We start from the raw sequence: 21538 nt of genomic DNA on the forward strand, positions 1-21538 counted from the left end.
TTGATAGCATTGATGCCGTTTTATTGGGGAGTGGGGTTATTTTGATGGGTTCGCCAATTCGAAAAGCCTCGCGGCTTTTGCTGGCAATGCTTGCAGCGTCAGCGATGGTGCCGTCCCAGGCTGCACAACTGGTGCGCATTGGTGCCGCGCACTTTCCTCCCTACACCGTGCGCCCGGAATCCGGGATCGATACCGGGTTGCTGCCGCAACTGGTCGAGGCGATGAACGCATCGCAAAGCGACTACCAGTTTGTCCTGGTGCCCACTTCCATTCCCCGGCGCTTCGGTGACTTCAAGCAGGGCCGGGTCGACATGGCCATCTTCGAAAACCCGGCCTGGGGTTGGAAAGACATTCCCCATACCGCCGTCGACATGGGGCTGGAGGACGCCGAGATTTTTGTCGCGCAACGCCTGCCCGATCGGCAGCAGAGCTATTTCGCCGACCTGGGCGGCAAGCGTCTGGCACTGTTCAGCGGCTATCACTACGAGTTCGCCAACTTCAATGCCGATCCCAAGTACCTGGAGAAAAACTACAACGCCACGCTGACCTATTCCCATGACAGCAATCTGCTGATGGTGTTGCGCGGCCGGGCCGACATTGCCCTGGTCACGCGTTCGTACCTGAGCGACTACTTCCTGCGCAATGAAAAAGTTGCCAGCGAGTTGCTGGCGTCCCAACGCATCGATCAGGTCTATCACCATTACGCCATCCTGCGCCCGACGGCTCCCATCAGCGGCGAGGCATTCGCCAGGGTGCTGCAAGGCTTGCGGGACAACGGCCAGATGCTGAAGATTTTCGATCCGTACAAGATTGCGCTTGTGCCGGTCCCGCACAACGAACCGGCACCACAAGTCGCCAATTGATGGTCTTTTCCTAAATTTCCCGCTGTGGCTGACGTCACCTCGTTGAACTGTCGACGATTATCGTGAGCCCGACCCATGTCCAATCTGAATGACCTGACTGCCCTGTGTCTGCCGACAGGCAGTCGTCTTGCCGCTGATGAAACGCAAAGCCACCTGAGCCTCAGCCTGGAAGGGCAACCATTGCTCACCCTGCGGTTGATTCGTGGCCCCGAGTTGCACGTGCAATTGCCAGAGCGTTCAAGTTGCCCTGAAGGGCAAGCGTTGTGGGCGGCCTGTTACTGGCTGTTCGCTCGCAACCCCGACTGTCAGCGCCTGATCTGGCAACTGCAGGAAGTGCCGAACGAAGCCGTGTCCAGCGGCTTGCTGATTGCGACCCCCATCAGCGGCCAGTATCACTGCGAGCGCACCTTGTTCTGGCAGTTGCCGCAGCCGTGGCTGAGGCATTCCCTGACCGGCAGCTACCCACAGCAAATGGTCATCACCGACGGCAAACGTCATCCTCGACGACCGGTGAAACCCCGGGGTGAAGTGTATCGACGCTTCGATGCGCGGCTGGGGGCCTGGGTTTCCCTGCGCACTCTGGACATCGAGCAGGACCTGGCACGCTTCAACCGATGGCAGAACAGCCCGCGCGTCGCGAGTTTCTGGCAGGAGGAGGGCAGCCTCGAACAGCATCGCCAATATCTGAGCAAACTTGAGGCTGACCCGCACGCCCTGACCTTGATCGGGTGTTTCGACGATCGGCCGTTCGCTTACTTCGAAGCCTACTGGGCCAAGGAAGATCGCATCGCACCGTTCTATGAGGCCAACGATTACGACCGTGGCATTCACATGCTGGTGGGCGAAGAAAATCATCGCGGTCCGCACAAGGTGGCGAGCTGGTTATCGGCGCTGGTGCATTACCTGTTTCTCGATGATCCGCGCACGCAACGCGTGGTTGCCGAGCCGCGTGCCGATAACGCGAAGATGATCGGGTATATGCAGGACCAATGCTTTCACTGCGAGAAAGAGTTCGACTTCCCGCACAAACGCGCGGCCTTGATGGTGTTGGGGCGGGAGCGGTTTTTTGATCGGTGCCGGTTGGCCTGATGTTCAAGGCTCAAGTGCTTCTTTTATCTTGAGTCCGCTTTCGCGAGCAAGCCCGCTCCCACAGGTTCCTGCGAACACAGGTCAAATGTGGGAGCGCGAAGGGCGCGACACGGATTTCAGCTCTTAATGCCGAGCAGCCGCATCCCCACGCTTGCCCGACACCTTGCGGCAGTGCACCAGCGCATCACGGATCATGAAGTTCACCAGGGTCGGCGAGACGCCGAGTTCCCTGGCGATGTCTTTTTGCGGTACGCCGTGCAGGCGATACATCTCGAAGGCGTAGCGGGTGCGGCTCGGCAACTCGGTCAACGCATCGGCGATGTGCTCCAGCGTCGAGAAATTGATGTGCGACGTTTCCGGTGACGCTCCCTGGATCACCACATTCAGTCCTTCCTCTTCAGGACCGGAATATTTCTGCTCCAGCGCCTGCTTGCGGTAATGGTCGATCGCCAGGTTGCGCACGATCTGGAACAGATAGCTGAGCTGAGCCTTGATCGAACTGGTGATGGGTGGGGCCGATTGCAGCCGGAAGAATGCGTCCTGCACAACATCTTCGGCACGCGAGCGGCAACCGGTAATTCTGGCGGCGATCTTCACCAGAATCAGTCGATTGTCGACGAATGCCTGAAGTAGAGGTGTATCGCACCTGCTTGTGGATACTGGTTCCATCATGGAAATCACCCTGCTGCCAAAAGGTTAGTGTGGCGGCGAATGAATCGGGGGGGGGCCGTCCTACACATCGAGCGACAAACTAGGCTTAATGATAATGATTGTCAAATGAGAAGAAGAACTAATTCTTTAAAAAGTGCAGAGTGAGCACTGCGACAAGCTGACCTGCTTCAGTGCGCTTGGTGGTCCAGCCGGCACCTAATTATTTCAAGACGTCATCCGTTCTCCTTGGTGAATGACACAGCGCAATCCTCATAACCCTGTAGGAGCGAGCTCGCTCGCGATGGTCGTCAACGATAACGCGTAAAACCAGATGCCCAGCGGCGTCCTTGGGTTTTTCGCGAGCAAGCTCGCTCCTACAGCCGAAATCAGGCAGGAAACCTCATGACCGACGCGTTCGAACTCCCCAGCACAATGGTCCAAGCCCTTCAGCGCCGCGCGGCTCTGACGCCGGATCGGGTGGCCTTGCGCTTTCTCGCCGAGACCCCGGATCAGGCTGTGGTGCTCAGTTATCGCGAGCTGGATCAGCGGGCGCGGACGATTGCCGGCGCGTTGCAGGCTCAGGCGGATTTCGGTGACCGCGCCGTGCTGCTGTTTCCCAGTGGCCCTGATTACGTCGCGGCGTTCTTCGGTTGCCTGTACGCGGGCGTGATCGCGGTGCCGGCCTACCCGCCGGAATCGACACGGCGTCATCATCAGGAACGCCTGTTGTCGATCATCAGCGATGCCCAGCCGCGCTTGCTGCTGACCAGCGCCGGGTTGCGCGATGCGTTACAGCAAATCGACGGGGCGCCGCCGATGCTGTGTGTCGATTCCCTCGACGCTGCGCTGGCCGAGCGCTGGGTCGCGGCGGACTTGCAGGACGATCACATCGCCTTCCTGCAATACACCTCCGGCTCTACCGCGCTGCCCAAAGGCGTGCAAGTCAGCCACGGCAATCTGGTGGCCAACGAATTGCTGATTCGCCACGGTTTCGGCATTGATCTGAACCCCGACGACGTGATCGTCAGCTGGCTGCCGCTGTACCACGACATGGGCCTGATCGGTGGCCTGCTGCAGCCGATTTTCAGTGGCGTGCCTTGCGTGTTGATGTCGCCGGCGTACTTCCTCGGCCGGCCGTTGCGCTGGTTGGAGGCGATCAGCGAATACGGCGGCACCATCAGCGGCGGGCCGGATTTTGCCTATCGCTTGTGCAGCGAGCGGGTCAGTGAGTCAGCCCTGGAACGGCTCGACCTGAGTGGTTGGCGCGTGGCGTACTCCGGTTCCGAACCGATTCGCCTCGACACGCTGGAACGCTTCGCCGGGAAGTTCGCGACCTGCGGCTTCACCGCAGACAGTTTCATGGCTTCCTACGGTCTGGCCGAAGCCACATTGTTCGTAGCCGGCACACCGCGCGGCCAAGGCATCGGCAACCTGCGGGTAGACGATCAGGCTCTGGCACAAAACCGTGTCGAAGCGGGCGAGGGCAGCCCGATCATGAGTTGTGGTGTCAGCCAACCGGGTCACGCCGTGCTGATCATCGAGCCTGTCTCGCTCAACGAACAGGCCGACAACGCCGTCGGTGAAATCTGGGCCAGCGGGCCGAGCATCGCCCTCGGTTACTGGCGCAATCCCGAGGCATCCGCCAGGACCTTCGTCCGGCACGCCGGCCAGACTTGGCTGCGAACCGGTGACCTGGGTTTCATGCGCAACGGTGAACTGTTCATCACCGGCCGCCTGAAGGACATGCTGATCGTGCGTGGGCACAACCTGTACCCGCAGGACATCGAGCAGGCTGTCGAACGCGAAGTGGAAGTGGTGCGCAAAGGCCGGGTTGCCGCCTTCGCCGTCACGGTTGATGGTCAGGAAGGCATCGGCATCGCCGCCGAAATCGGCCGCAGCGTGCAGAAAATCCTGCCGCCCGAATCCTTGATCAAAGCCATTCGCCAGGCCGTCGCCGAGGCGTATCAGGAAGCACCGAGCGTGGTGGTGCTGCTCAATCCGGGCGCGCTGCCCAAGACATCCAGCGGCAAATTGCAACGCTCGGCGTGCCGCAGTCGCCTGGCGGACAGCAGCCTCGACAGCTACGCGGTGTTCCCGTCGGCCACCACCGAAAGTGCAGGCCCGATCGAGTCGGGCTCCGGGCTGCAAAGCCTGATCGGTCGCCTCTGGTGCGAGCAGTTGCAGGTCGGGCAGGTGGGCGCCGACGATCATTTCTTCCTGCTTGGCGGCAACTCCATTGCCGCGACGCAAGTCGTGGCGCGTCTGCGTGAAGAGCTGGGGCTGGAGTTGAGCCTGCGCCTGCTGTTCGAAGCGCCGACGCTCGGTGCATTCGCCGAAGCGGTGGCCCGCCAGCAACAGGACGGAGGCCTGGCCCAGGGCGCGATCACTGCGCTGTCGCGCCAGCAACCGATGCCGCAATCCCTGGCACAAAACCGCCTGTGGATCACCTGGCAACTGGAACCCCACAGCAGCGCCTACAACATTCCCGGTGCCTTGCGCCTGCGCGGTGAACTGGATGAGGACGCCTTGCGCACCAGTTTCCAGCAGTTGATCGAGCGCCACGAATCCCTGCGCACGCGATTCTTCGAGCGTGATGGCGTGGCGTTGCAACAGGTCGACCCGGCCGCCGGGTTCAATCTGCAAATGATCGACATCAGCGACCTGCCGGCTGCCGAGCGTGAAGCCCGGGCGCTGCAAATCCGTGAGGCCCAGGCGCGTACCCGGTTCGATCTGGAAAAAGGTCCGCTGCTGTGGGTGACACTCGTACGCCTCGACGACGAAGATCACCAATTGTTGGTGACCCTGCACCACATCATTGCGGACGGCTGGTCGCTGAATGTACTGATCGACGAGTTCTCGCGCCTGTATGCGGCGGCCTCCCAGGGGCAGCACACGCAGTTGGCGCCATTGCCGACGCAGTACGCCGATTACGGCAGCTGGCAGCGTCAATGGCTGGCGCAAGGGGAGGGCGAGCGGCAACTGGCTTACTGGAAAACGCAGTTGGGCGACGAACACCCGACCTTGTCCCTGGCCACCGACCATCCCCGTTCGGCACAACAACTGCGCAGTGCTGCGCGCCACACGGTGCGCCTGGAGGCGCCCCTCAGCGAAGCCATCCGCCAGACCGCCCAAGCCCATGAGTCCACGTCGTTCATGCTGCTGCTCGCAGCATTTCAGGGCCTGTTGCACCGCTACAGCGGCCAGCGTGAAATCCGTATCGGCGTACCCAATGCCAACCGCCCGCGCCTGGAAACCCAAGGGCTGATGGGCTTCTTCATCAATACCCAAGTGCTGCGTGCCGAGGTGGACTCACGCCAGCCATTCGCTGAGTTGCTGGCGCAAACCCGGCGCGCCGCATTGGGCGCCCAGGCCCATCAGGACCTGCCATTCGAGCAACTGCTGGAGGCTTTCCCGCAGGCCCGCGAGCAGGGCCTGTTCCAGGTCATGTTCAATCATCAGCAACGGGACCTGAGTGCCTTGCGCCGCCTGCCGGGGCTGTTGGCCGAAGAGCTGCCGTGGCATAGCCCAGAAGCCAAGTTCGATTTGCAGTTGCACAGCGAAGAAGACCGCAACGGTCGCCTGACCTTGTCGTTCGACTACGCCAGCGAGTTGTTCGACGCCGCGACCATCGAGTGCCTGGCCGAGCATTTCAGCAATCTGTTGCGGGCTGTCTGCGAGCAACCGGACATCGCCATCGGCGACCTGCCACTGTTGACGGCTGCCGAGCACCGTCAGCAATCGGGCTGGGCCACCGCAGTGTGCGCACCCGCCAGCCAATGGCTGCCTGAATGGCTCAACGAGCAGGCGCACCGAGCGCCGCAACGCACCGCGCTGGTGTGGGACGGCGGTAGCCTGGACTTCGCCGAACTGCACACCCGGGCCAACCGTTTGGCTCATTACCTGCGCGACAAAGGCGTTGGTCCGGACGTCTGTGTGGCCATCGCCTGCGAGCGTTCGCCACAAATGCTGATCGGCCTGCTGGCGATCATCAAGGCGGGTGGTGCCTATGTGCCGCTGGATGCGGATTACCCGGCCGAACGCCTGGCCTACATGCTCAACGACAGCGGCGTCGAGTTGCTGCTGACCCAGACCCAATTGCTTGATCGTCTGCCAGCCACCGAGGGTGTCAGCGTAATAGCCATGGACGCGCTCCATCTGGAGAACTGGCCTAGCCGTGCGCCGGACCTGCATCTGCATGGCGACAACCTCGCCTATGTGATTTACACCTCCGGTTCCACCGGCCAGCCCAAAGGCGTCGGCAACACCCACGCGGCACTGGCCGAGCGCTTGCAATGGATGCAGCAAACCTATCGCCTGAACGAAACCGATGTGCTGATGCAAAAGGCACCGATCAGTTTTGACGTGTCGGTGTGGGAATGCTTCTGGCCACTGATTACCGGTGCGCGCTTGTTGATCGCTGGCCCCGGTGAACACCGCGATCCGCATCGCATCGCGCAGCTTGTTAAAGAGCATGGCGTGACCACGCTGCACTTCGTGCCGCCGTTGCTTTCGCTGTTCATCGAGGAACCGTTGAGCGCTGAATGCACCAGCCTGCGCCGCGTGTTCTCCGGGGGCGAAGCGTTGCCCGCTGAACTGCGCAATCGCGTGCTGGAACAGTTGCCGGCAGTGCAACTGCACAACCGCTACGGCCCCACCGAAACCGCAATCAACGTGACCCATTGGCACTGCTCCCGCGCTGATGGCGAGCGTTCGCCGATTGGCCGTCCGCTGGGTAACGTCGTCTGCCGCGTACTCGACAACGATCTCAATCCGGTTCCGGCTGGCGTGCCGGGTGAGCTGTGCATCAGCGGCGTGGGTTTGGCCCGTGGTTATCTCGGTCGTCCGGCGTTGACCGCTGAACGCTTCGTGGTCGATCCCTTGGGCGAGCCGGGCGCGCGCCTGTACCGCACCGGCGACCGTGCACGCTGGACGGCCGATGGCGTGATTGAATACCTCGGCCGTCTCGATCAGCAGGTCAAACTGCGCGGGTTCCGGGTCGAGCCACAGGAAATCGAAGCACGGCTGCTGGCCCAGGTCGGCGTTGCGCAAGCCGTGGTGCTGGTGCGCGAAACCGTGGCCGGTGCACAGCTGATCGGTTACTACACCGCTGCGGACAGTGCCGGGGACGAAGCCGATCAAACCGCGTACCTGAAAAGCGCTTTGGCCGCCGAGCTGCCGGAGTACATGGTCCCGGCGCAACTGATGCGCCTGCGGGAAATGCCCCTCGGCCCGAGCGGCAAACTCGACCGTCGCGCCTTGCCGGAACCACAGTGGCAGGTGCGCGAGCACGTTGAACCAGTGACTGAACTGGAACGACAAATCGCCGGTATCTGGCGCGAGGTGCTGGGCTTGGCACAGGTCGGCCTGCACGATGATTTCTTTGCCTTGGGCGGTCACTCGCTGCTGGCCACGCAAATCATCTCCCGTACCCGTCAGGCCTGCGACGTCGAGTTGCCGCTGCGGGTGCTGTTCGAACACAGTGAACTGGGTGCATTTGCCGAACAGGTTCGCTTGATCCAGGCCAGCGGCAGCACCAACGAACAGCCACCCATCGAGAAAGTCGACCGCCGCCAGGCGGTACCGCTGTCCTATTCCCAGCAGCGCATGTGGTTCCTCTGGCAGATGGAGCCGGACAGCCCGGCCTACAACGTCGGTGGCATGGCACGACTGCGCGGTGTGCTCGATGTCGCGCGTTTCGAAGCCGCATTGCAAGCCCTGATCCTGCGTCACGAAACCCTGCGCACCACGTTCCCGAGCATCGACGGTGTCGCCCGTCAACTCGTGCACACGGAAGCCGGCGTGCGCATGGCGTGGAAGGATTTCACCGCGCTGGATGCCGACGGTCGCGAGTGGCAGGTCCAGCAACTGGCCGACGATGAAGCGCACCAGCCGTTCGATCTGGAAACCGGACCGCTGTTGCGCGCCTGTCTGGTCAAGACCGCCGAACAAGAACACTACTTCGTACTGACCTTGCACCACATCGTCACCGAAGGCTGGGCGATGGACATCTTTGCCCGGGAACTCAGCGCACTCTACGAAGCCTTTGTCGACGACCGCGAGTCGCCGCTCGCGCCGTTGCCGGTGCAGTACCTGGACTACAGCGTGTGGCAGCGTCAGTGGCTGGAGTCCGGCGAGCGCCAGCGCCAGCTCGATTACTGGACCACGCAACTGGGCCGCGAACATCCGCTGCTGGAGTTGCCGGCCGACCGCCCGCGTCCGCCGGTGCAAAGCCATCAGGGTGAGTTGTACCGTTTCGATTTGAGCGACGACCTCGCGGCACGGGTCCGTGCCTTCAATGCACAACATGGCCTGACGTTGTTCATGACCATGACTGCCACCCTGGCTACGCTGCTGTACCGCTACAGCGGTCAGAGCGATCTGCGCATCGGCGCGCCAGTCGCCAACCGCATTCGTCCGGAAAGCGAAGGGCTGATCGGCGCATTCCTCAACACCCAGGTGCTGCGTTGCCAGCTCGACGGGCAGATGTCTGTCGGCGAACTGTTCGAGCAGGTGCGCCATACGGTGATCGAGGGCCAGTCCCATCAGGACTTGCCTTTCGATCATCTGGTGGAAGCCTTGCAACCGCCACGTAGCGCGGCCTACAACCCGTTGTTCCAGGTGATGTGCAACGTGCAGCGCTGGGAGTTCCAGCAAAGCCGCACCCTGGCCGGCATGACGGTCGAGTACCTGGCCAACGATGCCCGCGCGACCAAGTTCGACCTCAACCTGGAAGTCACCGACCTCGACCATCGCCTCGGTTGCTGCCTGACCTACAGCACCGATCTGTTCGACGAACCGCGCATCGCCCGCATGGCCGGGCATTGGCGCAATCTGCTGGAGGCGCTGATTGCCGATCCGCAACAACGCTTGAGCGAGCTGCCGCTGCTGGCGGGCGATGAACAACAACGTCTGCTCGACAGCCTCGGTGTCGAGGCGGGCGAACATCGGCTGGATCAGTGCATCCATCACCTGTTCGCCGAGCAAGCCTCGATGCGCCAGGACGCTCCGGCCCTGACTTTCGCCGGGCAGACCCTGAGCTACGCCGAGCTCGACAGCCGCTCCAATCGCCTGGCCTGGATGCTGCTCGAGCGTGGCGTCGGACCGCAGGTGCGTGTGGGGCTGGCACTGGAGCGCTCGCTGGAGATGGTTGTCGGCTTGCTGGCGATCCTCAAGGCCGGCGGCGCCTATGTGCCGCTGGACCCGGAATACCCGCTGGACCGCTTGCATTACATGATCGAAGACAGCGGCCTCGGTTTGCTGCTCAGCGATGCGGCGATGTTCAAGGCCCTGGGCGAGCTGCCAGCGACCGTTGGCCGCTGGTGTCTTGAAGAGGACGCCGTGGCACTGTCCAACTACCCGGCCACCGGGCTGCCGCTGATCAGCCTGCCGCAGCATCAGGCCTACCTGATCTACACCTCGGGCTCGACCGGTAAACCGAAAGGCGTGGTGGTGTCCCACGGCGAAATCGCCATGCACTGTCGCGCCGTGATCGAGCATTTCGGCATGCGCCCCGATGACTGCGAACTGCACTTTTATTCGATCAACTTCGACGCCGCGACCGAGCGATTGCTGGTGCCGCTGCTCAGTGGCGCGCAAGTCGTGTTGCGCGCTCAAGGGCAGTGGGACGCGGAAGAAATCTGTGGCCTGATCCGTCGTCATCACATCAACGTCCTCGGTTTCACGCCGAGCTACGGCAGTCAGTTGGCGCAATGGCTGGCGACCCAGGACCAGACTTTGCCGGTGCGCATGATCATCACTGGAGGCGAAGCGCTGACCGGTGAGCACCTGGCGCGCATTCGCGCAGCGTTCAAGCCGAGTCTGTTCTTCAACGCCTACGGTCCGACCGAAACCGTGGTCATGCCGCTGGCCAGCCTGGCGCCTGAAGTGTTGGAAGAGGGCGTCGGCAGCGTGCCGATCGGCAGTGTGATCGGCGACCGCGTGGCCTACATTCTCGACGCCGATCTGGCGTTGGTGCCGCAAGGCGCGACCGGCGAGTTGTACGTTGGTGGCGCTGGCCTGGCCCAGGGTTATCACCAGCGTCCGGGCATGACCGCGGAGCGCTTCGTGGCTGATCCGTTTGTCGCCGGCGGCGGGCGCATCTACCGCACCGGCGATCTGGTGCGTCAGCGCGCTGATGGCCTGGTGGAATACCTTGGCCGGATCGACCATCAGGTGAAGATTCGCGGATTCCGCATAGAATTGGGTGAAATCGAAACCCGTTTGCTGGAGCACGAGTCGATTCGTGAAGCGGTGGTGCTGGCCCTGGATGCACCGGGCGGCAAGCAACTGGTGGGTTACCTCGCCACTGACGTCGCCGAACAGAGCGAAGCGCAACACGCCGCATTGCGCGAAGCGCTCAAGGCACACTTGAAGTCGCACCTGCCGGATTACATGGTGCCCACGCACCTGATCCTGCTGGCGAGCATGCCGTTGACCGCCAACGGCAAACTCGACCGCCGTGCGCTCCCGGCGCCGGACCCGGAGTCGGGTCGCCAACATTACGTGGCGCCCGTCAACGAGCTTGAAGTCACGCTGGCGCAGATCTGGTGCGAAGTGCTGAACGTCGCTCAGGTTGGCCTCAACGACAACTTCTTCGAGTTGGGCGGTGACTCGATTCTGTCGATCCAGGTGGTCAGCCGGGCGCGCCAGCAGGGCATCCACTTCAGCCCTCGCGACCTGTTCCAGCACCAGACCGTGCAGACTCTCGCCGCCGTGGCCACCTGCAGCGAGCAGGTCAGCGCCGAGCAGGGCTTGATCATGGGCGAGTCGCGACTGACGCCGATCCAGCACTGGTTCTTCGACACCGACATCCCGCAGCGCCACCACTGGAACCAGGCGTTGTTGCTGCAGCCGACTGTCGCCCTGGAACCTCATCGTCTTGAGCAAGCACTGCTGGCGGTGATCGAACAGCACGACGCCCTGCGCCTGCGTTTCAGCAAGGTTACCGGCCAATGGCAGGCCACACACCAGCCGATTTCCGATGCGCCGGTGCTGTGGCAGGTGCGCGTTGCGTCCATGGACAAATGCGCCGCCTTGTTCGCCGATGCCCAACGCAGCCTCGACCTTGAAGAGGGGCCGTTGCTGCGCGTGTTGCTGGTCGATGGCCCTGAAGGCCAGCAACGCTTGTTTATCGCCATTCACCATTTGGTGGTGGACGGTGTGTCGTGGCGGGTGCTGCTGGATGACTTGCAGACCGTGTATCGCCAACTGGACGCCCGGCAGTCGGTGAAACTGCCGGCGAAAACCAGCGCCTTCAAGGACTGGGCCGCACGCTTGCAGGCCTACGCGGGTAGCGAATCCCTACGCGAAGAACTGGCTTGGTGGCAGGCGCATCTGGCCGGGCCAGGTGCAGATCTGCCCTGCGATCACCCCAATGGCGGACGGCAGAACCGTCATGCGCAAACCGTCAGCGTGCGCCTCGACAGCGAGCACACGCGGCAGTTGCTGCAACAGGCGCCGAGCGCCTATCGCACCCAGGTCAACGACTTGCTGTTGACCGCTTTGGCTCGCGTGCTGTGCCGCTGGAGCGGTCAGTCATCGGCGCTGATTCAACTGGAAGGCCACGGCCGCGAAGCGCTGTTCGACGAGATCGACCTGACCCGTACCGTAGGCTGGTTCACCAGCGCCTATCCGCTGCGCCTGACGCCGTCGAACATCGAAGAAGCCGCCGGTCAGGGCGCGTCGATCAAGGCGATCAAGGAGCAATTGCGCGCCGTGCCGCACAAGGGCCTGGGTTATGGCGTGCTGCGTTACCTCGCCGATGAGCAGAGCCGCCACCGCATGACGGCGTTGCCGCAGGCGCCGATCACCTTCAACTACCTCGGCCAGTTCGACCAGAGCTTCGGTGCCGATGCGCTGTTCCGTCCACTGGATGAAGCCATCGGTGCGGCCCACGATGCCAATGCCCCGCTGCCCAACGAGCTGAGCGTCGACGGTCAGGTGTATGGCGGTGAGTTGGTACTGCGCTGGACCTTCAGCGCCGAACGATTCGATCCGTCAACCATCGGCGAGCTGGCCGATGCCTACCTTGGTGAGTTGAGCAGCCTGATCGAGCATTGCCTGCGCGACGACGCGGGTGGCCTGACGCCGTCGGACTTCCCGCTGGCGCAGCTCAATCAGACGCAACTGGATGCGCTGCCGGTCCCGGCCGCCGAAATTGAAGACGTCTACCCGTTGACCCCCATGCAGGAAGGCATGCTCTTGCACACCTTGCTGGAGCCGGGCACCGGCCTGTACTACATGCAGGACCGCTACCGCATCAACAGCGAACTCGATCCGCAGCGTTTTGCCCAGGCCTGGCAAGCGGTGATCGCCCGCCACGAAGCGTTGCGTGCCTCATTCTGCTGGAACGTCGGCAAAAATATGCTGCAAGTGATTCACAAACCGGGCAGCACGCCGATCGAATACCTCGACTGGAGTGACATCGCGCAAGCGGAGCAAGAGCCGAAGCTGCAAACCTTGCTCAAGACCGAACGCGAGGCCGGGTTCGACCTGCTCAACCAGGCACCGTTCCACTTGCGCCTGATCCGGGTCGGCGCGCCGCGCTACTGGTTCATGATGAGCAACCACCACATCCTCATCGATGCCTGGTGCCGTTCGCTGCTGATGAATGACTTCTTCGAGATCTACAGCGCCCTCGGCGAAGACCGGGAAGCGCAGCTTGGGCTTGTGTCGCGTTATCGCGACTACATCGGCTGGCTGCAGCATCAGAACCTCGCCGAAGCGCGGCAGTGGTGGAAAACCAGCCTGCAGGGTTTCGAACGCACCACACCGATCCCGAGCGACCGGCCGTTCCTGCGCGAACATGCCGGCGACAGCGGCGGCATGATCGTCGGCGACCGCTACACAAGGCTCGATGCCCGTGACGGCGTGCAATTGCGTGAACTGGCCCAGGCCCATCAGTTGACCATCAACACCTTCGCCCAGGCGGCGTGGGCGCTGGTGCTGCGGCGCTTGAGCGGTGATCGCGACGTGCTGTTCGGTGTCACTGTGGCCGGGCGTCCGGTGGACATGCCGCAGATGCAGCGCACCGTCGGCCTGTTCATCAACAGCATCGCGCTGCGGGTAAAAATGCCCGAGGACGGCCAGCGTTGCAGCGTGCGCCAGTGGCTTAGCGGTCTGCTCGACAACAACATGCAACTGCGTGAATACGAATACCTGCCGCTGGTGAACATCCAGGAACAGAGCGAACTGCCCAAAGGCCAGCCTCTGTTCGACAGCCTGTTCGTGTTCGAAAACGCCCCGGTGGAAGTCTCGGTGCTGGACCGCGCGCAGAGCCTCAACGCGACCTCGGATTCGGGTCGCACGCACACCAACTTCCCGCTGACGGCGGTGTGCTATCCGGGTGATGACCTGGGCTTGCATCTGTCCTACGACCAGCGCTATTTCGATGAGACCACGGTCGAACGCATGCTCGGTGAGTTCAAGCGTTTGCTGCTGGCATTGATGGACGGGTTCCATGGCGACATGGCCGACTTGCCGTTGCTGGGGGCCGAGGAGCAGGACTTCCTCATCCATGGCTGCAACCAGAGCGAACACGAGTACCCGCTGGAGCAGAGCTACGTTTCATTGTTCGAAAGCCAGGTCGCCCGGCACCCGCAGCGCATTGCCGCCAGCTGTATTGACCGGCAGTACAGCTACCTCGAACTGAACCAGCGCAGTAACCGTCTGGGTCATGCGTTGATCGCCGCAGGTGTCGGGTGCGATCAACCGGTGGCGTTGCTGGCCGAACGCAACCTCGATTTGCTGGGCATGATCATCGGCAGCTTCAAGGCCGGTGCGGGTTACTTGCCGCTGGACCCGGGGCTGCCGAGCCAGCGTCTGAGCCGGATCATCGAATTGAGTCGCACGCCTTTGCTGGTGTGCACGCAAGCGTGCCGTGAACAGGCGCAGACCCTGCTCGACGAGTTCGCCTGCGCCAATCGGCCACGGCTGCTGGTCTGGGAGGAAGTTCAGGCCCTTGCGCTGTCGGCGGATAACCCTGGCCTGTACAGCGCCCCGGACAATCTGGCCTATGTGATCTATACCTCTGGCTCCACCGGTTTGCCGAAGGGCGTGATGGTCGAACAGCGCGGCATGCTCAACAATCAGTTGAGCAAGGTGCCGTACCTGAACCTGAGCGACGCCGATGTGATCGCCCAGACGGCGTCGCAAAGCTTCGACATTTCCGTGTGGCAGTTCCTCGCCGCGCCGTTGTTCGGCGCACGGGTGGACATTGTGCCGAACGCCATTGCCCACGATCCGCAAGGCTTGTTGGCCCATGTGCAGAGCCAGGGCATTACTGTGCTGGAGAGCGTGCCGTCGCTGATCCATGGCATGCTCGCCCAGGAGCGCATGAGCCTCGACGGCTTGCGCTGGATGCTGCCAACCGGTGAGGCGATGCCACCGGAACTGGCGCATCAATGGCTGTTGCGCTATCCGCAGATCGGTCTGGTGAATGCCTACGGTCCGGCTGAGTGCTCGGACGACGTGGCGTTCTTCCGCGTTGACATGGCTTCGACTCGCGGCAGCTACCTGCCGATCGGCACGCCGACCGACAACAACCGTCTGTACCTGCTCGATGGAGCGCTGGAACTGGTGCCGCTGGGCGCGGTGGGTGAATTGTGCGTGGCGGGCACCGGGGTCGGCCGCGGTTATGTCAGCGATCCGCTGCGCACCGCACCGGTGTTTGTGCCGAACCCGTTCGGTGCCCCTGGCGAGCGTTTGTATCGAACTGGCGACCTGGCACGCCGTCGCAGCGACGGTGTTCTGGAATACGTCGGTCGCATCGACCATCAGGTGAAGATTCGCGGTTACCGCATCGAGTTGGGTGAAATCGAGGCTCGCCTGCATGAGCAACCGGAAGTCCGCGATGCGGCGGTGGGTGTGCAGGAAGGGGCGAACGGCAAGCATCTGGTGGGCTACCTGGTGGCTGTCGATTCAGCGCTCGATCCTGCCAAATGCCTGGAGCACATCAAGCAACGCCTGCGTGCCGAGCTACCGGAATACATGGTGCCGCTGCATTGGTTGTGGCTGGACAAACTGCCGCTCAACGCCAACGGCAAACTGGATCGCAAGGCGTTGCCGGCGCTGGAAATCGGCCAGATGCAAAGCCAGGCCTATCAGGCGCCGCGCAATGAACTTGAGCAGACCCTGGCGGATATTTGGGCAGAGGTGTTGAAGGTCGAGCGAGTGGGTATTCACGACAACTTCTTCGAGCTCGGCGGACACTCATTGCTGGCCACGCAAATCGCTTCGCGGGTGCAGAAAACCCTGCAACGGGACGTGCCGCTGCGGGCGATGTTCGAGTGCAGCACGGTGGAGGAACTGGCCGGGCATATAGCCGGGCTGGCGGCGAGTGAGATCACCGAGGAGAAAGTGGATCGCTTGAATGACTTGATGGCCGAGTTGGAGGGGCTTTGATTCTCTAGCGTCTATAGAGGCCTTCTCGCGGGCAGGCCAGCTCCCACAAGGATTTGCAGTGGCTACAGATTTTGTGAGCGACAAAAATCCGATGTGGGAGATTCTATGGTTGAGGGGAAACCCTCAACTGACTTTTGGCTGGTATTCGCTTTGCCCCTTCAGCAGGGCGCTACAACCTTTTCGACGCTCATCGAGTTATCTGTGCAACCGCTGGATGAAGTTCGGCCTCTCCCTCCAAATGGATCATTCCCATTTCCAGCGCTTTGATCAGTGCCAGCCAGCGCGAGCTGACGCCGAATTTTCGGCGGATATTGCAAAAGTGATAGTTCACTCCTGCCTCAGAGCAATTGAGGATCCGCCCGATCTCCCAGGACGATTTGCCAATGGCACACCACTTCAGGATTTCCTGCTCTTTGGCAGAGAGGTTCGGCGGGATTTGAGCTGTATCCGCATAGCTGTGGGGCTTGGCAGGTAGCGTCCCGGGTTGGAATTGGGTTGGGCTCGCAGTGTACATGGCTGGTCTCCCGGGGTAGGGGCGCCCCGGAGGGCAGTGAGTAACTCCAGGAGTCTTTTATAGCGCGATTCAGCGTCGTTGGAACCTGTAAGAAATAACAGGTCGGTGCGCTTTTTTCGTAGGCTGGTTGCGGGTGTAAGTGGAGGGGAGTGTGTGCTGACTGAGTGGATAGTGTTTTGTCTTGTTTTTAGTTGAGAATTAAAATTTTTTATTGTGTTGGGTGCGAATTGAAAAAAGTTGCGATGAAACTGTTGTCAGTAAGTTGATGCTGATGGAGGGATAAGTGTTAAGTTGGTGAAAAGTAAAGGATTTACGCGAGCTGGAAGTGATTTGTATGGTGTCCTAGCAGTTCTGTTAGTGTGCTGGCAGATTTTTTTATGGATTAATACAGGTGCGGAGTGTTTTTATGGAAAACACTGTGATTGTAAAATTACTTCTGGTGGAGATGGTAAATGAATAAGCCATGTTTCGATGAGTCAGTTCTTTCCTTGGATTTCGATGAGTCACATCTTTCCTATAAAGTTGAATATGAGTCAAGAAACACTATCGGGCTGTCGTGGGAGAAGCGCGAAGGTGTAGTAAAGTATCTTCTTACTTCCGCAAACGGGAACCCAGGTGGAACAGTTTATGAAGGGCCAGATACTGCATTTACTCACTCTTCGCTTAAGTCAAATACCGAATATTCTTATTTTCTCAGCGGAGAAAGTGCCGGTGGGAAGTCGACTAAGCCGATCTTGATCCACGCACGTACGGCCGTTAGAGAAGTTCCGGTTGCACCAACATTTTTTGAAGCATTTGGTCAAACGCCCACAGAAGTATCTTTTTATTGGGATGCAGGGGTAGTAGATGGTGGCCAGCCTGGTTATGAAATACGACGAGACGGGGTTTTGCTCGATACGCCTTCACGCCCCCCCTATACAGATAAAAATCCTCAGCAGGGAAAGGACCATGTTTACTGCATACGTACCTTTGATGATGAGTTTTATTTTTCTGAGCCTCATTGTATAACCGTCCCCATCAAGGACGAAACCGCACCCACAGCCCCTACGAATTTGCGTACCAGCAATCTAGGCCTGATATTGAGTTGGGAGGAGTCGTACGACAGTTCCGGTGATATTACTTATACAATTGATCAGGGCCAGGGTACTCAATTGGGGACGACAAAGGAAACGGAGTTTGCCATTACCGGATTGCAACCGGGGCAGCGATATGAATTTGGAGTGACGGCCTCCGATAAAACCGGTCATAAGTCGGAGAGGGTGACCATTCAATATCCGGCACTGGGTGTTTCCCTTCAGAGGAAATAGTCGTTTCCCTGTGTCGCTGACCATGTGTGCATAAAAAAGTCCCGATGCCTTGCATCGGGACTTTTTTATGTGCGTAGCACAGGCTTCATCACGAGAGGATTTTCCGGGTGGCACTCACCCATGTGATCTGTCCATTTCAGCCTGACTTCCGTAAACGGCCGACTGACTGTTTCGTCAACACAGGCTGCCAACACCCTATCCCTTATCCGTTGCCACCGGCCATGCGCACGCTTACGGTTCCGTTTTCCACATCCTGATGACTCCCTACGTCCTGAAAATACGGTTTTAGACAGCTGGGTCTGGCCAGTCATTTCAAAAAAATGATTCCTGCAAACGATAGGAAATGACTGCATTTCTGTTTCAGGGGTGCGGGATAAATCCTACAGATACTGCAGATTGTTCTTGCATACCGGTCCTACAGAAAGCGCGAAGATGTGCGCCGTTCAAACGCAACGACTCATTTCGTCATTGCTTGATCAACAACCCAGTGCCGGACTTTCGTCAGCTTGGCTGAAGCTTGCACTATTACTTAGATGTTCTAAAAGATGGTGAATTTAATGTTCAAGAAAATTGCGATGTCTTCTTCTGTGCTTGCCCTGGCTTTTGCTTCTTCCGCTGCACTGGCTGTTCCTCAGACTCACGATATCCAGGTGATTGCTGACGTGCCGAGCACCGATTTTTATGTGCAGCCAGTAGATCACGGCACTGTTACTCAGCCGCAGCGCCTGGTATGGAATGACACTACTTCTGAACTGGAAGGCATCAGCCGTGATTTCAAGGCAAAAAGTGCTGCTGTCGGTGGGACTGGTAACCCGGCCATCAAGGCAACGTTGCTGGATCCGGTTGGCATGACCTCCGGTGGAGAGACTATCGATTTGCAGGTTCGTTTTAATAATATTGCATTGGTAAAAGATACTGCCGTAGATGTTGTTAATGCTGATGCTGCAGTGACTGAAATCATTGCGCCTATGCAAATTACCCCGGTCAAACCAGGCGCTGGCTATAAAGAAGGTAACTACGCCGGTATCGTTCGTGTGATGTTCGACGCGCCATAACGTTTGCTGGTTAAGTTCCAGCTATCACTGTGTTGTCTGTGTGGCCGACGAGTAAAGTTGGCCACACTCTTTCTTGCACTCGCAAGCGCTAACTTGAGATACGTTTCCATGTTTTCGAAGACTCCTATCGCGGGAGCGCTTGCGCTTATTGTTTGCGCAGGCGCGCTCGCCAATGAAACCAGACCAGCGGATAAGTCTGTTAGTTTGCTTCAGCAGGCTGAAGGCTTGCCTGCGGATTTTCATGAATTCTTTTTTGATGTCCCAGTCGCGGTTCGAATCGAAGTCGACCAACAGTTTCTGGGCGAAGCCATGATCCTGTTAAGTCGTGATGAGCGCGTGACATTGATCAACTTCACCGATACTCGGAACAGTGACCTGACCTCCAGTGAGCGAGACGAGTGGTCCGCTTTCCTGACTCCGGGTGTTGCGCTGGGCGCATGTAAAAGCGGATGCCCCCGGCAGTTGCTGTCGGTTCACTACAGCCTTGAAGATTCCATGGTGTCGCTGGTGACGGCTAACGCCGAGCGCGACCCGCAAACCCGATTGTTTCACGATCAACCCGAGGGCGGCAGCCTTGGTCTGATTGTGCGCAATCAGCTGAATGTCAGCGGCGGTCAGCAGCAGAACATGGCCGGTCGATATGGCCTGGAGGCAAGTGCGAGCCTGGGCAACTGGACTAACACGTTCAATGCTCAACTTTCGCGCATGTCCGGGGTAGATACCGGCATCAAGCATGCTGTTTATGAGTTGCATATGCAGCGCGAACTGGAGGGTACTTTCATCCGTGCCGGGTACTTTACGCCCAGTGCCCAAGGTCTGACGCGACCAGCACGCACAATGGGGCTTGGTCCCGATACGGTAATGGGAATGATGTACGGCAGTTCGGATAGCCTGGCGGTCGACAACGTCAAACCCAGTCTCTATCCCATAACGGTGACCGCCAATCGACAAGCGATGGTGGAAATCTATCGCAACGGCGTGTTGATCAACAGTCAGCAGGTGGCGAGCGGCCTTCAGACCCTCGACACGCGACCGTTGCCGGGCGGAATTTACGAAGTGGAAGTACGCCTGGTCGAGGACGGTCAAGTGATTACTACCACTCCGGAGCTTGTTTATAAGCCCACCAATTGGCGCAACCCGGAAAATCGCTGGCGCTACAACCTGTTTGCCGGTCGCGAATCCAAATTACTGAGTAATTGGCAGGAGCGCGATGACGGCGACATGACGGCGGGGGCTGCCTTTAATTTCCTTCTGCATCCGCGAATTGTCCTGGGGCTTTCCGCTCGTCAGGTCAAGGAGCAGATGCAGTTGGGCACCTCCGCCGAATGGACGGTGGGCGAGAAAACGTCCCTTTACAGCAGCCTCTCCCAGACCAAGGGCGAAGGCACGGGGGTCGAGGTGCAAGGTGTGCATCACTACGACGGCGGCAGTGTGGTGTTGCGTCACCAGCGTAGCTGGCTGGATACCCGCAACAGTTACGAAGTGCTGCCAGACGGGACACACATCCGTCAACGCAACACGTACAACGGTCAAACCAGCAATACGTCGCTGTCTTTGAATCAGCGTTTGAACAGCAAGAGCTCGGTCAGCGCGCAAGTCTCTCAAAGCCAGGGGTATTCCGAAGGCTTGGGCCTCGACCTGAGTTGGAGCCGCAACGCCCAGTTGTTCGGCAATAACGCTGACTGGCGCGTGTCGTTGTTTGATCGACCAGGCACGGTTGGCACTGCTGACCAGCGCAATCGCGGGATCGATATCAGCCTGCGCCTGGCGCTGGGGGCGGACGGTCATCAAGTGTCCGGAAGCGTCGGTTCGCGCACATCGCGTGACGGTGGGCGGGATGCCAATGCGTCCGTGACCTATCGCCGCGACCTCAAGGATCACGTTCTGCAAAGTGTTTCTGCAACCGTCAGCAAGGATGTGTACGGGACAGGTCAGGCGGGCACGGCGGATTTCAAGACTGACCAGGTCAACGGCTCGATGCATGCGCAACGTTCTTCCTTCAACGGTCAGATCAGTGGAGGCCTGAATCTGGACAGCACCCTGGCCGTCAGTGGCAAAAACGTGGTCTTGAGCAGCCAGGCGACTAACGGGGAGGCGGGAATGATCATTGATGTCGAGAGCGACGTGGATGATATCCAGCTGCGGGCCGACGATTTTTCCGGCACCCATGCCTCGTTGCGGCCAGGACGAAACTTCATTCCTGTTTCAGCGTACAAGAACGGCACGGTCAATTTTGATTTCAACGGGACTGATGTCCCTGCGGCGGCAATCCAGCCTGCGCGTACGACCTATCACTTGAACAAGGGTGGGGTGGATTATCGCCAGGTGCGTATCCTGAAGACCGTGACGGTGATGGGGCGCCTGCTGGATGCGGGTGGAAAGCCTTTGAAAGGCCATCACGTTATCAACCACGCCAGTCGTGGCGTCAGCGAAGTCGATGGGTTCTTCTCCATGGAACTTAGCGAGAACTCTCCTACACTCGAAGTGCGGCACGACAGTCAGTTGTTATGCCAGTTCAGGCTCGATCCGGCCTCCCAGCGTCGAGAGAATGATGTGCTGATGGTAGGGGATCTGCGGTGTCATCCCGACACCTTGGCCGAAGCTGCTTATAAGTCTGAGAAAGCCAGTTGACAGGCACTTATCGAACAGCAGTCAGAA

8 protein-coding genes are annotated in these 21538 nt (G+C 59.9%); 6 read left to right on the forward strand and 2 right to left on the reverse strand.

Going from position 1 to position 21538, the window contains the following annotated elements:
• Positions 1 to 44 precede the first annotated feature (44 nt).
• Together ACEN8Q_RS00385 and ACEN8Q_RS00390 are read left to right on the forward strand one after the other, a co-directional pair.
• Entirely contained in the window at positions 45 to 863 is an 819-nt protein-coding gene (locus ACEN8Q_RS00385; RefSeq protein WP_413423743.1) for a substrate-binding periplasmic protein, read from the forward strand.
• A gap of 75 nt (positions 864 to 938) precedes the next feature.
• Complete coding sequence (locus tag ACEN8Q_RS00390; protein WP_413704292.1) at positions 939 to 1952, forward strand: GNAT family N-acetyltransferase; 1014 nt, start codon at positions 939 to 941, stop codon at positions 1950 to 1952.
• 123 nt (positions 1953 to 2075) lie between these two features.
• Here ACEN8Q_RS00390 and ACEN8Q_RS00395 read toward each other — a convergent pair whose 3' ends face one another.
• The gene (locus ACEN8Q_RS00395) at positions 2076 to 2624 is read right to left on the reverse strand and encodes an RNA polymerase factor sigma-70 (protein ID WP_116264816.1); all 549 of its coding nucleotides are present in this window, start codon (positions 2622 to 2624) and stop codon (positions 2076 to 2078) included.
• 381 nt (positions 2625 to 3005) lie between these two features.
• On the opposite strand from ACEN8Q_RS00395, the gene ACEN8Q_RS00400 reads away from it, so the two are divergent.
• On the forward strand, positions 3006 to 16004 hold the full coding sequence (locus tag ACEN8Q_RS00400) for a non-ribosomal peptide synthetase (protein WP_413704293.1): 12999 nt from the start codon (positions 3006 to 3008) through the stop codon (positions 16002 to 16004).
• Positions 16005 to 16191: 187 nt separating this feature from the next.
• Here ACEN8Q_RS00400 and ACEN8Q_RS00405 read toward each other — a convergent pair whose 3' ends face one another.
• Entirely contained in the window at positions 16192 to 16518 is a 327-nt protein-coding gene (locus ACEN8Q_RS00405; RefSeq protein ID WP_413423749.1) for a helix-turn-helix transcriptional regulator, read from the reverse strand.
• A 452-nt stretch (positions 16519 to 16970) separates the two neighbouring features.
• Here ACEN8Q_RS00405 and ACEN8Q_RS00410 point away from each other — a divergent pair, with 452 nt between their 5' ends.
• The 3 genes from ACEN8Q_RS00410 (at position 16971) to ACEN8Q_RS00420 (ending at position 21511) form a co-directional block, all read left to right on the forward strand.
• Positions 16971 to 17825 carry a fibronectin type III domain-containing protein gene (locus ACEN8Q_RS00410; RefSeq protein WP_413423751.1) on the forward strand — a complete coding sequence of 285 codons (855 nt, stop codon included), beginning with the start codon at positions 16971 to 16973 and terminating at the stop codon, positions 17823 to 17825.
• Positions 17826 to 18382: 557 nt separating this feature from the next.
• Positions 18383 to 18880: a CS1 type fimbrial major subunit gene (locus ACEN8Q_RS00415; protein ID WP_413423753.1), complete on the forward strand. Its 498-nt coding sequence runs from the start codon at positions 18383 to 18385 to the stop codon at positions 18878 to 18880.
• A 108-nt stretch (positions 18881 to 18988) separates the two neighbouring features.
• Positions 18989 to 21511, forward strand: coding sequence for a TcfC E-set like domain-containing protein (locus ACEN8Q_RS00420; protein ID WP_413423754.1), 2523 nt, complete (start codon positions 18989 to 18991; stop codon positions 21509 to 21511).
• Positions 21512 to 21538: the final 27 nt, after the last annotated feature.

The organism is Pseudomonas sp. Pseusp16 (assembly GCF_047324915.1).
In the GTDB taxonomy this organism is placed as follows: Bacteria; Pseudomonadota; Gammaproteobacteria; order Pseudomonadales; family Pseudomonadaceae; genus Aquipseudomonas; species Aquipseudomonas fluorescens_CD.